A 14,024-nucleotide genomic window follows, 5' to 3' on the forward strand; every position below is an offset into this window, starting at 1 on the left:
AACAACAACGTCACAGCTATTTTCATCGATTGGCCAACCGTATATTCACTTGGTAAAGCAGATAGCTAATTACCCATGTTAAAAGAGAAAAAGTTAAGGCAATGCTGGAAAAAGCAAGCACATAGGCATTATACTCCGCCAGCTTAGTAACAGCCCGGTACGTATCAAAACCAAAGATTCCGGCCGTCAGATTCCATAGGACAAGAAGGAAAAATATCATCCCAAGTCCTCTGGCGGAGCCTTTAATGTCTGCCCAGCTTAAAGCTATATGCGAAGAAATACAAATGGCCAGCACAAAATAAACCCAAAATAACGGGTTCAGCAAATTTTCTAAGGTAAATAAATTCTTACTAAAAACGACTACGACTTCCCATACGGTCAATAGTAATGGCAAATCAACTTTTTCAAAGGTGATATGCTGTGCAATAAAAGAATCAAGTGTTGCAAAAGATTGTGGAACTAGCAAATACATTCCTAATAGCAACGACCCAATGCCGCTAAAAATTGGCCCCAACCCTATAAAAAAATTCCCCGCCTGCTGATACATACTGTTCGGGTTATATTGGTGGCGCACGAAACCAAGCGTGCCATCAGGGCTATTAAGCTGAAGCAGCTTCACCTGTGTCACCTTATGCCCCCATAAAAAGCACTGCAGCAGATGCCCAATTTCATGAATAGGAACACCAATCCACGCCGTAGCAAGCACCCCTTTTGCTCCAAATGCCCGATATAAAAATGAATTAGAATAACGTTCAAGCACGCCTAAAATCAAGCCTACCAGGATGATGACACCGAAAAGATACGCTAGTTCAAGCAAACTTATCAGCAAAATATTGAAAAAGGATGTGAGGATGCTCATATCATAGCTCCTTTAAAATTCATTATTCAATATCCATTTTATACCTATTTGAATTCATTTAAAAACACAATAAAGCTTGGGCTATTCCAAAGCTTTATTGTGTATATCAATGCACGTAATCTATAAATTCTCCTTAATAAAAGCTGCAGCATCACTGTAAATGCCGCCTTGGTTTGCGTACTTGATGTAATTTTTAATTGTTGTTAACCACTCAATCGTTGTCGGCTTCGTGACCTTGATGGCATCGAGTAAATCTTCCATTGTAATTAGACGTTCGCTGCCGCCATCCATAATCTCCGATAACACATTTTCTGCCGCCATCTCGACAACATTCTCAATATCCGCACCTGAATAGAGCGGGGTTTGATCTGCAAGGACGTCATAAACCATCCCATTTTCAACCGGCCTGCCGCGAAGTTTTAATTCAAAAATGATCTTTCTGGCATCCTTGTCCGGTGGAGGAACAAAGACGAGCTTGTCAAATCTGCCTGGGCGCTTAAACGCATCATCCACGTCCCACGGCATATTGGTAGCCCCGATAATGAGTAATTTATCATTCGTCGATTCAACACTCTGGAGCTCATTCAGCATCGTATCCACTAGTGGACGCATCACATCGGAACGGGATTTTGAACGGCTGAAGCCAAGCGCATCCAATTCATCGAAGAACAACACAGCAGGAGCATTCCCTCGTGCCGTTTCGAAGGCATTATGCAAATTCTGCTCACTTACTCCAACAAATGGATCGAGAATTTCTGAGATGTGGATCGGATAAAAATTTGCCCGACATTCCCCGGCTGTTGCTTTGGCAATAAACGTCTTTCCGCATCCCGGCGGTCCATACAACAAAATACCTCCGCCAGCCTTCTTACGAAATTTCGCAAAAAGACCAGGATTCATGAACGGTTTGATAATTTTCATCTCGATGGTTTTCTTTAAATCGCCAAGACCGCCAACTTCATCAAATGTTACTCTTTTTGGAATTCGATTCTCAATAGAAATGACATTGCTCTGTTTTATTCCCTCAATGACTTTAAAGCCTTTATTATTTTCTTGTGAATGAAAAGGAGTGAGCACTTCGTTATCTATATCTGCAGGCATGACTCTTGGTTTAACCGTTTCAATTGTGACTAAACTAGGATTCTCAAAATCTCTTAGAGCAGAAAGAACCATCTCTGTAAGGGTCGGATCATCACTCTTTACAGCGAATGAAAAAGAGTGCAGCGCTTCCGAAAGCTGACTGCTTTTTAAATATTCCTCCCCGAGCAAATACCAGACCTGACAATTGTCCGCGTCCCTTTCCAAAATCGACTGGTAAATCTCTATTTTATTCATCTAAAGCCTACCTTTCACAAACCATTTATATAATAAAAGTGCAGTCCACGAATAAATGGCATACAGAACATAGATTATAGCAATGATGATTAGCGGGATGTAAAGCTCCATCCAATTTAACAATAACGCAATCACCATAAAGGTAATCCAGACCACAGCCGGCCCGCCAATTTTATCAACAAAACGCTGGGGAGCAAATAAAGGGTGAGTTAATGAGTCATATTCCCCAAGCAAAGCTAGAATATTTTGGTCAGCAGGATTCAGCAGAAATGCTTGCCGATAACATTCTTTCGCCTCCTTGACTTCTCCTTTTAAGGCATGGTACATGGCAATGTTGGTCAGGTTTTGAACCTCATCTGTTGAAGTCTCAAGTACATTCCGGATGTATTCTTGCTGCTTTTTAGAATCCGCTTTTGCAAAATAAAATTGTAAGATAAGCTGATTCACTCTATCACTGAAAGGTTCCAATTCCCTGGCTTGTTCCAGGAGAGCATGTGCTTTTTTATCATGGCCTGCTTGAAGCATCAAATAACCGTAGGAAACAATCAACTCACCATTAAGCGGATCAATTTTAAGCGCAGCCAAAAAGGCTTCTTCTGCATCTTTATACATCCCTACATGCTGATAGGTCGATCCGATGAAGTGGTATCCGATTACTTCGCTATACCCAAATTGCATTGCTTCACGACAGAGTTTCCTAGCTTCTTCAAAGTCTTCACGAGACATCTCTACCACTGCCATTTGAAACAGAGCAGTGGCGTTTTTAGGGTCTTGTCTTAGCTGGTTTTCTATGATTGGAGCCGCCGCTTCATACCTTCCTAAATGAAAATAATGCTCGATGACAGCAGCATCATTTTCTTTTATCTGAATTGTCATAGATCATCACTCCACCCTACCAGTCAGGATAAAGGCCGTAACCATGATAGCCAACTGAATGATGCAGCCAAGAATAATCCAGAGAAGCGCCTGCTTAAATAAAGGCTTAATTTCGCCATTTGTAACTAAATGCTGCTGAAATGGCTTGTTCAACATATATTTGTATAGTAGAAACAAAAGAATAGAAAGAATTTGCATAGAATAACGAGGCATTCTGTTTCCTTCAGTAAAAGCGCCATCGGCATACATGTAAAAAATAACACCTTGTGCAATCAGAACAAGAATACTAGCGACCAGCAGCATATTAGTTTTTGCCTTGGGTACATTCAGCCACTTGGCGTTCCTAATGCCAAGCACCATCATGGGAATTGGGCCGCCTAAAAAGGCAACGAGAAAAAAGCGGTTGATATCATACGATTTAGTTTGGTTCCAGCCATCGTTTAGCGAAGGCTGAAAAAGGTCATAATTCGGTTTAGACATAGACTCCCCCTGAAAAATTTCTATATAATTCTAATACTATAATCCCAAAAATCAAAAAACTGTCAATAGTTTCTTATAGAAAATAACACCTGCCATTTATCCTTCATTTTTACAATTGCCGTATGTATAGAAATGGAATAAAATGAATGAAAGAGTAAAATTTTACTAGATTATAGGGCTGGTGAGGAATTTGTACGAATTCAAGCTGCGCAATATTCTGAGACAAGTGAAAAGCCAAAATCCGCAGAAACGCTATGAAGCCCTTGGGCAGCTATTTGAATATAAACAGCAGGAAGGGCTAGAGGTACAGATTGATCTTTTGAAAAATATGATCAAAACGGCGGCATCCAAATTTCCCGAGCGCGTCGACCATTGGGATAACCCTTCCTATTTCCTCATCGATTTCGTTTGTGATTTTTCCAGACCGGAAGTTGCCGAGGGACTTATCAGGCATTTTGATAGTTTTGACATTCAGGCGAAAGAACGGGCAATTGACTTCTTAATACTAACGGAAGACGAAGAGATTTTTTCTTTTTTGGAAGAAAAAATTGTCCAATTAATCAAGACAAATGATTTTATTATCCCTTACCGGCAATTGGCGCCCTATCCCACATTGCTAAAAGGGATTCTTGATGCCTCGCTGGACATGCTTGAATCCCAGCGTTTTAAATTTTCAACCTATGACATGCTGCTGTCGTTGAATGCCTCTGGTTATGAAAAGGGATATCAAAAAGAAGTAGTTCTGCCCATTTTGTTAGAAGACTACGTGACAGAAAAACAGGAATATTTAAAATTTGATCCGGATTATACCACAAAATATGTGTATACTGCCTGGAAGGATAGTTATTTCATTGTTCGAAATCGTATGAGGCTGTTCTTAAATTTGATGGAATATTATTTTACTCCTGAGGTGGAAATAGAACTTCAACAGGCTTTAAAATTCCGTGACCCATTTTTGAAAACAGAAGCGCTACTTTTATGCATTGTTAAAAACCTTCCTTACGATGACAGCATCTTAAAGGATTGCGCTACACATATCGAGACGGCAGAAATGGTCTACTGGGAATTGAAGGATCGGAATAAGGAGCAACTGTACCCTATTCATGAGGGCAAGCAGCCTCATTTGGCCAAGACCCGGCTTTTTACCACCATTATCAAATTGCCGGAGGAAGACAATGGGATTGTCCATTATCCGGACGACATCCAGGTTCAAGATAAAATGGAGATGGAAAATTACTATGGCCAGCCGGTGCGGTACTATTTAATAAGCTTTAAGGAGCATGACCGTGTGTATGTGGGTTGGGTAGGTGCGTATGCCCTTGAAGATGGGGAAGATACCGCCGTCCTTTGGAACGATTCCTATACGGATTATGTGGAATTTGATTCAGCCCCGATCGAAAAGCACAAGCAAGACTTTTTCAAGGAACGGGCCGAAGAAAAGCAGAATTATGATAATAGTGTATACTTCCAAAGTTCTCCTAAGCTTAGCAGAGGTGCATGGTTCTTTATCGCCTTGGCAATTGTGCATTGGATACGCGAGATATTATCCGGATTTGCGGAAAACTCCCTTCTTATTTCGATTCTCTTCACCGTGGTTGGCGGCGCGCTGTGTTATTTGGAATTCTATAAGAATAAAAAGAGAAAAGTATTGATTATCGGCCAGCAGCTGGTAAAACAGGATGGTGCCAAGCAACAAAGCATTGGCATTCAGGAAATCAAAAAGGTTGAGTATGACAAGAAAAACGTGCTCGTCTACAATAAGAAAAATGAACTTGCCTTCAAATTCCCGATTAGATGGGTCCACTATGAATTGTTCTATATGTACATGAAGGAGCACTCGGGGCATTTGAAGAACCGCCCGTTTATACAGGGGTAGCTCGCTCGCCTGTAACGGGCATCTAATAACGCTTTAGGTTTTCCTCAAGCGTTTACGATTTAAATACTCAAAAAGCTCAGTATTCGGGTTTGGGATATCTTTTTATTTTCTCGATTAAATACTGTACTCCATACAATAGGTAAGCTTTGTAGTGCAGATAAATAAAAAATTGTAAATGATTTATATGGTTTAGACGGATGATTTTCAACTTTTTCAATACGTCAATGAATAAAAAAGCAAACAGTCCGTCCGCAATTGCATTAAGGAGGATAAACTTTTTAAAGTTTCCATACGAATACTTTAATAGCCACAAAGACAGAGGCATATAAGGTCCTACACTAAAGGGAAGTTCGTCCCTTATGAATGATTTTGGCTTTTGGTAAAACCACCACCATTTCCGCTTGTGTCCATACAGATGATTGATGATTTCAAAAATAACAATAAAAATCCCGGCCCAAGAAAAACGTTTTAAACTTTGCTTCCCAAAAAACAGCAAGGTTAGCCATGGAACGATAATGATAGAAAGGTTAAACACCATATGCCTCTTTTTATACAAGAGTCTTTTCACCTCACCCAAATTATTTCAGTTCTTTTATCGTATCCAAAATTGCTAAAAAAAACGCCAATTAAACCAAAAAAAGGATTCCCTTGTGCCTTTCAGACACCGATGGGAATCCCTATATATTATGCAGGCGTAGCCTGCGGTTCTAATTTTTCAATTTCCAACGTTTTAATATGGTAGCCGTCGACTTCGAGGACTTTAAATGCAAAGTCTCCGTATTGTATTTTGTCCCCTTCGCTAACGTCAATTTTTTCGGATAGAATCCAGCCTCCGATGGTATCCATTTCTGAATCATCGAGGTCGAGTCCGAATAAATCGTTAACTTCTTCAATCAGCACTTTACCATCCACGATGGTTTTGGTTTCGTTGATGTGATTGATTTCAGGCATTTCGTCAGCGTCAAATTCGTCGCGGATTTCACCGACGATTTCTTCCAAAATGTCCTCAACAGTCACCAATCCTGCTGTACCGCCATATTCGTCCATTAATATCGCCATATGAATCCGTTCTTTTTGCATTTTCACCAAAAGCTTGTCAATATCAATGGATTCAAACACCTGAATGGCAGGACGAACATATTGGTCAATCGTTATGTCCAACTGATTACCAGAAATAAAGTCCGTTAAGACTTCCTTCATATTCACCATACCGACGATGTTGTCTTTCTCCCCATCGATCACCGGGTATCTCGTGTAATTCTCATTCTTCATAATTTCGAGACATTCGGCTACAGTTTGCGATTTGTCAAATGCTGCAATTTCGGTCCTTGGTACCATGATTTCTTTGGCAATCCGATTATTAAATTCAAAAATGTTGTTAACATAATGATATTCCGATTGATTAATTTCCCCGCTTTTAAAGCTTTCAGAAATGATGATTTGCAGTTCTTCTTCGGAGTGTGCCTGCTCATGTTCCGAGGAAAGCTTCAATCCAAAGAGTCCTGTTATAAATCGTGCCGAGCCGTTTAACGCTTTTACAAACGGATAGGCAATTCTATAGAAAAGAATCATCGGCCTTGCCAATATTAATGTAACTTTCTCAGCTTTTTGAATGGCTAATGTTTTCGGTGCCAGCTCCCCGACAACCACGTGGATAAACGTGACCAATGTAAAGGCAATTACAAATGAAGCAATAGTTGTCACTGATTCAGGCAGACTCAAGCTTACGAACAGCGGATGTAAAATATGTTCCACTGTCGGTTCACCTAACCAACCTAACCCTAAGGCTGTAACGGTTATCCCTAATTGACATGCAGATAAATATTCATCTAGATTTGAAATAATTTTTCTTGCGGCAATGGCACTTTTATTTCCCTCGGCCACAAGCTGGTCAATCCGCGTGCTGCGGACTTTCACAATAGCAAATTCGTAAGCTACGAAAAATGCAGTAAATGCTATTAAAATAGCAATTACAAATAAATTAATAATGGTCAATAGAATCCCTGCTTACGAAAGGTAAGCTAGGAATACACCTCCTGTTTTTTTAAAAAAATTAGTTTAATAATAATAATAAGGTTTGCGCCAACGTGACACCCTGGGGTGACAGCCTATTGACAACCATTTCTTTTTCGTGTTCGTTTAATTTTTGCAGAAACGGTTCGATGATTTTTATTTCCTCTTTCAGATGCTGCATAATGTTGGCAATCTGATCCACGTGTTTTTCCACTTTTTCTTTGTCAATGCCGCAGTCCGCTTTCATCAGTTCAATGAAGGACTTGATTTCTTCAAGCGGCATATTCAAATTTTTGTAATGCTCCACTAAGTTTAAGACTTGAACGCTCTCTTCTCCGTACAATCGATAATTTGAATTTGCCCGCACAGGGTTCAGTAAGCCTATTTGGGTATAGTAATCGATTGTTCGTTTGGAGAGGTTCATAACTGCTGCTAGTTCACCAATTCGATACAACTTCCCAACTTACTCACCCCTTCCAATTTTATATTTACTATACCACATTTTGAACTATACAGTCAACGTGATGGTTTTTAAACAAATGTTTTTGGACAAATTGGTTGAAACTACTCTTATAGTTGAAACGTAAAACATTTAAGAAATTAATCGATTTGGAGTTGATTTATTTTGACAGCAATGGACTCAGCTGATTTTTTAAAAAGTGAATTACGGAAGATTGAAAAATGGGAAAAAGATCAAAAGGGCCTATGGTTTTGGGAGAAAATCGGCCGCCTGCCGTTTGTTTTGCTTGATAAACTTACCCCTAAATCAATTCAGGAAAAGCTTGGCACAGCCATTGATGAATTGGGAGGCTACATACAAACGGGCGGACAATACTTGATTAATGAGGATGGTATTTTAAAAAAGTTTGACCGTGAAGTGGTAAGTTTTAATCAAGTACAAGAGATGCCAATCAGCAAAATGGATGCAGTAGCCGAACAAATTCGAAATTCGCGAACCAATCTGGCTACTGTTCAAGGTGCCACAACCGGGATTGGCGGAATATTTACACTTGCTATCGATATTCCCTTACTAATCGGTATGTCCCTAAAGGTACTACAGGAAGTCGCTTTGTGCTATGGATATGACCCAAGGGAGAAATCGGAGCGAATCTTCATTGTGAAATGCTTGCAGTTTGCTTCCTCTGATATTGTTGGGAAAAAAGCCATTCTAGATGATCTCGCGGCATTTGAGGAGAAGAAGCAGAACGCCCAAATTTTTTCGCAATTGCAGGGCTGGCGTGAGGTTGTTATGACCTATCGGGACAACTTTGGCTGGAAAAAGCTGTTTCAAATGATTCCGATTGCCGGGATTATTTTTGGGGCATTTGTTAATAAATCACTTATTGGGGATGTTGCGGAAACTGGGATTATGCTGTATCGAAAACGGAGAATATTGGAAAGAATGCATCAGTTGGAACAAGCTCATTAAGAATTTAAAAAAGTTCCCCCCTCTCCTTCGTGTCAAAATTTGGTATAATAAAATCAAATTGATAGGAGTGAATTTATGATTAATATTTTAGGTCAAGTTATGGTTTATGTTAACAATCAGGATGAAGCCGTAAAATTTTGGACAGAAAAGGTTGGATTTACGGTTATTTCAGAGGAAGATAACGGTCAAGGCATGCGTTGGATTGAAGTCGCCCCGACCAATCAGACTGAGACAAGCATCATTCTGCACAATAAAGAATTCGTATCTAAAATGGCACCTGAGTTAAATCTTGGCACTCCCTCTTTAATGTTTTTCACAAAAAATCTTGAACAATTACATAGCGACTTATCAAACAAAAACGTTACAGTTGGAGAAATTGTTAATATGCCTAATGGTAAGGTGTTTAATTTTGCAGACAGTGAAAATAACTACTTTGCCGTGATGGAAAGAAACAAGTAAGAATTGAGGGATATTCTCCTGGTAAAGAGAAATAGCATGGATCTGATTCCATGCTTTTTCTTTTGAATTATTTAAAATAGTCTCTTAAAAACATAGCTGTTTCAATCATTTTTACTCTCAGGGCATTCTCCATTCCAAAATACCCTTTAATCAGAACAGTTGTTTTTTCTTTTATTTGGGCAACAAGCGTTTGATGCAATTCATCGATAGAATGAAAATGTTTCACATTTTCATCGGCTATACCGGATTGATTTGCAGCCTCTCCTATTATTTTTGTTCCTTCCCCTACCGTATAAAGGTAATCAATTTTACAGCTAGCTGCATAACTTCCTATATCTCTATAGGCTTGTTCTTCATGAATGCCTAAGTCAAACATGCAGCCCAAAATAGCAATTTTTGTATCCTTACCAATATTGGATAAGACATTAATGGCTTCTTTCATAGCATCAGGTTTTGCATTAAAAGTATCATTAATGATGGTTATTTCATTTTTTAAATGATAGATTGTTAAGCGGCCAAACGTTTGATAAAAGTTTTCTAATCCAAGACGTATATCATTTATGGACAATCCTAATCGATGGGAAACTGCTATAGCAAATAAAGCATTATACACATTATGTTTACCGAAAATCGGAATATAAAATGGGCAGTCCATACCATCCATTTCAACCCGAAAATTCATTCCATTCTCAGTGTAATAAATTTCCCTCGCCTGATAGTTGGCTTTGTTTTGAATGCCTATAGAAAGAATTTCGCCCCGAAAATCCCCTTTATCCAACAATTTTGAATTCAGATCGTCCTCGTTTAAAAATAAAATCCCATCTGATTTCATTCCTTTAATCAATTCTGACTTCGCGGCTATTACACCAAATTCCTGGTCCTCAAAATTTCCAATATGGGCTATTCCGACATTGGTGATGATTCCGATATTGGGTTGAATAAGTTTGCAATGCTCCGTAATATTCCCAGCATGTGTCATCCCGTATTCTAAAACCAGCGCCTCATAAGTAGGATCAATTTGCTTCACATACTGAGATGTAAACCAAACGTCATTGCCATTTTCATATGACTTAAAAACCTTCCAGCGCCTCTGTATAATAGATGACACCATTTCTTTAGTAGTTGTTTTCCCTGAACTTCCTGTAATGGCTATAATCGGTTTTTCTATACCAATATTATCCACTTTCAATCACCCGCTTTTCACATGAGGATTAATGTATAAAACTCCTTTTCAAAAATGGAGCTTTCAATTAACAGGTTATGAAAAAAGAAATAAAATTGTTATACGAAAATAGAAATCACCCCAAAAACCACACCTATTTTTGGTACAACCCCATGCGAAATTATTCCAAACATAATATACTACTATAAAACAATTTGAAAAGGTGATGAAGTGTCACAGAATAATATTGTTCATATTCATTTTCTTGAGGAGAACCCAAACAGGGAACTATTAATCTCTCGGAAGTTGTGGAAGGAATTTGGTTTAAACAGGCGTAATTATTATATTCAGTTTGGTCATCGGATTATCGTAGCAAAAGTTATCCCTATTGACGGCAACGAATCAGAAATTTATTTGTCCTCAATATTAATAAAAGAGTTAATGATCCCTTTCCCCTGCCAGTTAAGGGCTCATTTTGATAATGGCACACTGCGGATAGGCTCATTAGTAGGAATATTAATGGCAGATAGCTCTCACATTCAATTTTTTGAATATCTACTGTCGACGCTGAAGAATGAACCAATATCCATTTTTCTCTTTACTCCTCAGGTAATCAATTGGTCGAAAAAAAACGTCACAGGTACATTTCTCGAGACGACAACAGATGGTTCAAAAAAATGGCTGGAATGCCAAGTTCCTTTCCCTAACGTGGTCTACAACCGAATCTATGGGAGGGAAAATGAACAAAATGAGATTTTTAGCGTCTTCAAGAAGAATATCAATCTTTATACTAGCGCTAAAATGTTTAATTCTTCTTTTTTTAATAAAGACATGGTTTACCAACAACTCAATTCCCATCCTGAGATTATGAAACATATCCCTGATACATGTTTAGCCCCGTCCGTTTCAGACATACAGGACTTTTTAAACAGGTACCAAGTAATTTTTCTTAAACCAGTAACAGGAAGTTTTGGATATGGTATTTTCAAGGTATGTTACCAAAATGGGACAGGCTTTCTATGCCAATACCGTGAAGATTCACAAGAAGTGTTTCGGGTTTATAAGAGTTTAGACGACCTCGCTGATCATCACTTTAAGGATGGATTATTATCCACCTATCTTTTGCAGCAAGGTATCGATCTAGCTTGCGTCGACGAACAAACCTTTGACTTTAGAATCCATCTTAATAAAGACGGTTATAACAAATGGCAGCCAACCGCAATGGTTCCCTTTTTGACGAATAAAAATCAAGTAACCACACAATCCGGAAAGTATACCTCAAGAGACGTTCTTAAAGAAGTATTTCGTGAGCGGAGTATCGAATTAACGAATCAAGTGAAAGATGCAGCAATCTATGCGGTCACAGCAATGGAATCTTCCCTAAATCAACTAATTGGAGAGGTTGGCATTGATATCGGTATTGATAAGAATGGTCATATTTGGATCTTTGAAATTAATTCGAAGCCTAGCCACATGATAACGATTAGCGAAAGTCTTATGAATGAGTATCAGCATTCCACCCGCTGCCTAAGTGAATTTTTCCAATACTTGGCGGGCTACCGAATGAAACACGGGGACGGTTCTGCTGCATCACCTGATGCAAATTAAACGGAGTATAGATAAATTTATATTCTGGAAACCCTTTAAAAGCCCCATAGCTTGACAAGTTGACGTCAAAAGCCGCCATAATGGCGGCTTTCTTTTGAATTGAAAAAACTCCTTCGATATTTCAAATAAAAAAAGGATCTTTGGTTTTACAGAACCGCTTCCCTTCATTAGTTTGCATGCTGCATTCCTATATCTGCAGCCGTTTTACGTGAGACTTTGTGGTTAATTAGGTAAATGCTTAACAGAATTAATACCATGCCGCCAAATAAGCTAGCTGTAAACGGCTCGTTTAACATAAATGTTCCGATGACCACGCTGATCATTGGTACAAGGAACGTGAAGGAACCAACCTTGCTGGCTTCACCTGCACTCATTAATTTCAAGTAGGCAGCTGTTGCTAAGGTTACACCGAAGATACCCGCATATAGCAGGCTCCAAACAAATGAAGCGTTCCAGTGAATGGCGTGCAGGTTTTCGGTGTATGCTCCATAACCAAACATTAGCAAACCACCGATGATATTTTGGATGGCTACAAGCCATAGGTTATGCACAAGTGCACTAGTTTTTTTGACATAGACAGTACCGATGGCCCAGCCCATTCCGGTAATGAGTGCAAGAATAATTCCAATTGCAGAAATTTTTCCCGACATCCCTTCAAGACTTACCACGACCACGCCAAGAAATCCAATGACCATCCCTAGAATCTTCTTTGCTGATAAGGATTCCTTCAGCCACATCCAAGCTAGCAAAACCACAAGCACGGGCTGCAGATACACAATAACGCTAAATAAGCCGGAAGGAAGATACTGCAAGCCAATCATCTGGATACCGTTGAACATAAGGATATTAAAAAATGTTGAAATAAGATAAATAGACCACGTTTTTTTCCATTGAATTTTTCGCCATTGCGGGATTAAAATTAACGCCAAAAAAACCCCGCCAATCACTCCACGCAGTCCGGCAAAAAGCATCGGCGGCGAATAATTGAGAGACACTTTGTAGACCGGCCACATTGTTCCCCAAATTAGAACAACAAAAGCAATGCCAAGGGCCGTCTTTGTTCTGGACAATTGCTCCATTTTTTAAAAGTACCTCCCCTAAACAATGTATTAATGATGTAAATTATTTCACATTTTCCATTCTATCACCTTTTTCAGAATATTGTTTGAATTGTGCTTTTCGATTTACTAAATAAATATGACACAGTGTCATTTTTGGTGTTGACTTATGACAATGTGTCACATATAATACTTCTTATCAAGAATTGTGACACATTGTCATACCTCAGACAGGAGAATATTGATGCCTAAACAAACGTTTTTTCATTTACCTAAAGATAAACAAGACACTTTAATTCAATCTGCCAGGAAAGAATTCTCTAGGGTCCCATTACACGAAGCATCCATTGCCAACATTATCAAAGATGCTGGAATACCTAGAGGAAGCTTTTACCAATATTTTGAGGACAAAGAGGATCTGTTTTATTACTTGTTAAGCCGGCTCTCACAAATAAATTATGAGAGATTTGTTTCAACCCTAAAGACTTATGACGGTGATTTATTTAATACGTTTATTGACTCATTTCAATTAATGATCAAATACCTTAGAAATCCGGAGCACCAAAATCTTTTTAAAAATGCTTTTTTAAATATGAACTATAAAATGCAAAATACTTTGGCCAATAACATTTATGAAGAGGATCAGAAAAAACGATATTTAGATATGGTTAACTTAATTAACATAAGTAATTTAAGCATTAAGGATGAACAAGAGCTGCATCACGTTATAAAAATAATAAACGCAGTCACATTCCATAACCTCGTGCAAATGTTTGTTAAGGATTTATCGGATGAAGAAACTTTTCAAAATTATATTAGCCAGCTTGACTTGCTAAAACGCGGGTTATATAAAGTAGAACACCAATGAA

General features: G+C 38.7%; 14 protein-coding genes. 5 read left to right on the top strand and 9 right to left on the bottom strand.

The genetic code is table 11. The features are described 5' to 3' along the window. Positions 1-22 precede the first annotated feature (22 nt). The 4 genes from ACNQGS_RS04150 to ACNQGS_RS04165 all read right to left on the bottom strand — a co-directional run bounded on the left by ACNQGS_RS04150 (position 23) and on the right by ACNQGS_RS04165 (position 3,550). The gene (locus ACNQGS_RS04150; RefSeq protein WP_491486257.1) at positions 23-859 is read right to left on the bottom strand and encodes a hypothetical protein; all 837 of its coding nucleotides are present in this window, start codon (positions 857-859) and stop codon (positions 23-25) included. 120 nt (positions 860-979) lie between these two features. Then, the gene (locus ACNQGS_RS04155; protein WP_491486258.1) at positions 980-2,194 is read right to left on the bottom strand and encodes an AAA family ATPase; all 1,215 of its coding nucleotides are present in this window, start codon (positions 2,192-2,194) and stop codon (positions 980-982) included. After that, complete coding sequence (locus tag ACNQGS_RS04160; protein WP_491486259.1) at positions 2,195-3,070, bottom strand: tetratricopeptide repeat protein; 876 nt, start codon at positions 3,068-3,070, stop codon at positions 2,195-2,197. 6 nt (positions 3,071-3,076) lie between these two features. Further along, entirely contained in the window at positions 3,077-3,550 is a 474-nt protein-coding gene (locus ACNQGS_RS04165; protein ID WP_423802244.1) for a hypothetical protein, read from the bottom strand. Between the two features lie 181 nt (positions 3,551-3,731). Here ACNQGS_RS04165 and ACNQGS_RS04170 point away from each other — a divergent pair, with 181 nt between their 5' ends. Beyond that, positions 3,732-5,426: a hypothetical protein gene (locus ACNQGS_RS04170; protein ID WP_491486260.1), complete on the top strand. Its 1,695-nt coding sequence runs from the start codon at positions 3,732-3,734 to the stop codon at positions 5,424-5,426. Positions 5,427-5,502: 76 nt separating this feature from the next. On the opposite strand, the gene ACNQGS_RS04175 is transcribed toward ACNQGS_RS04170, so the two are convergent. The 3 genes from ACNQGS_RS04175 to ACNQGS_RS04185 form a co-directional block, all read right to left on the bottom strand. Then, positions 5,503-5,964, bottom strand: coding sequence for a hypothetical protein (locus tag ACNQGS_RS04175; protein ID WP_491486334.1), 462 nt, complete (start codon positions 5,962-5,964; stop codon positions 5,503-5,505). A 146-nt stretch (positions 5,965-6,110) separates the two neighbouring features. Next, positions 6,111-7,421 carry a hemolysin family protein gene (locus ACNQGS_RS04180; RefSeq protein WP_491486261.1) on the bottom strand — a complete coding sequence of 437 codons (1,311 nt, stop codon included), beginning with the start codon at positions 7,419-7,421 and terminating at the stop codon, positions 6,111-6,113. Positions 7,422-7,479: 58 nt separating this feature from the next. Next, a complete protein-coding gene (locus ACNQGS_RS04185) occupies positions 7,480-7,893 on the bottom strand; it encodes a MerR family transcriptional regulator (protein WP_491486262.1) in 414 nt (137 codons plus the stop codon). 180 nt (positions 7,894-8,073) lie between these two features. On the opposite strand from ACNQGS_RS04185, the gene ACNQGS_RS04190 reads away from it, so the two are divergent. Next, on the top strand, positions 8,074-8,868 hold the full coding sequence (locus tag ACNQGS_RS04190) for an EcsC family protein (RefSeq protein ID WP_491486335.1): 795 nt from the start codon (positions 8,074-8,076) through the stop codon (positions 8,866-8,868). A gap of 75 nt (positions 8,869-8,943) precedes the next feature. Further along, positions 8,944-9,327, top strand: coding sequence for a VOC family protein (locus tag ACNQGS_RS04195; protein WP_213140186.1), 384 nt, complete (start codon positions 8,944-8,946; stop codon positions 9,325-9,327). 67 nt (positions 9,328-9,394) lie between these two features. On the opposite strand, the gene ACNQGS_RS04200 is transcribed toward ACNQGS_RS04195, so the two are convergent. After that, entirely contained in the window at positions 9,395-10,510 is a 1,116-nt protein-coding gene (locus tag ACNQGS_RS04200) for a UDP-N-acetylmuramoyl-tripeptide--D-alanyl-D-alanine ligase (protein WP_491486263.1), read from the bottom strand. A 210-nt stretch (positions 10,511-10,720) separates the two neighbouring features. Here ACNQGS_RS04200 and ACNQGS_RS04205 point away from each other — a divergent pair, with 210 nt between their 5' ends. Continuing rightward, positions 10,721-12,097, top strand: a complete 1,377-nt coding sequence (locus ACNQGS_RS04205; protein ID WP_491486264.1) for a YheC/YheD family endospore coat-associated protein — start codon at positions 10,721-10,723, stop codon at positions 12,095-12,097. A 167-nt stretch (positions 12,098-12,264) separates the two neighbouring features. Here ACNQGS_RS04205 and ACNQGS_RS04210 read toward each other — a convergent pair whose 3' ends face one another. Then, positions 12,265-13,176, bottom strand: coding sequence for a DMT family transporter (locus ACNQGS_RS04210; protein WP_491486265.1), 912 nt, complete (start codon positions 13,174-13,176; stop codon positions 12,265-12,267). Between the two features lie 223 nt (positions 13,177-13,399). Here ACNQGS_RS04210 and ACNQGS_RS04215 point away from each other — a divergent pair, with 223 nt between their 5' ends. Then, positions 13,400-14,023, top strand: a complete 624-nt coding sequence (locus ACNQGS_RS04215) for a TetR/AcrR family transcriptional regulator (protein ID WP_423802237.1) — start codon at positions 13,400-13,402, stop codon at positions 14,021-14,023. Position 14,024 lies beyond the last annotated feature (1 nt).

The organism is Neobacillus sp. PVCKKU3, from assembly GCF_058323225.1.

Bases quoted from the DNA above. Each gene is read 5' to 3' on its own strand.
- ACNQGS_RS04160 (WP_491486259.1), bottom strand. From the start codon at position 3,070: ATGACAATTCAGATAAAAGAAAATGATGCTGCTGTCATCGAGCATTAT.
- ACNQGS_RS04165 (WP_423802244.1), bottom strand. From the start codon at position 3,550: ATGTCTAAACCGAATTATGACCTTTTTCAGCCTTCGCTAAACGATGGC.
- ACNQGS_RS04150 (WP_491486257.1), bottom strand. From the start codon at position 859: ATGAGCATCCTCACATCCTTTTTCAATATTTTGCTGATAAGTTTGCTT.
- ACNQGS_RS04195 (WP_213140186.1), top strand. From the start codon at position 8,944: ATGATTAATATTTTAGGTCAAGTTATGGTTTATGTTAACAATCAGGAT.
- ACNQGS_RS04190 (WP_491486335.1), top strand. From the start codon at position 8,074: ATGGACTCAGCTGATTTTTTAAAAAGTGAATTACGGAAGATTGAAAAA.
- ACNQGS_RS04155 (WP_491486258.1), bottom strand. From the start codon at position 2,194: ATGAATAAAATAGAGATTTACCAGTCGATTTTGGAAAGGGACGCGGAC.
- ACNQGS_RS04215 (WP_423802237.1), top strand. From the start codon at position 13,400: ATGCCTAAACAAACGTTTTTTCATTTACCTAAAGATAAACAAGACACT.
- ACNQGS_RS04175 (WP_491486334.1), bottom strand. From the start codon at position 5,964: ATGGTGTTTAACCTTTCTATCATTATCGTTCCATGGCTAACCTTGCTG.
- ACNQGS_RS04210 (WP_491486265.1), bottom strand. From the start codon at position 13,176: ATGGAGCAATTGTCCAGAACAAAGACGGCCCTTGGCATTGCTTTTGTT.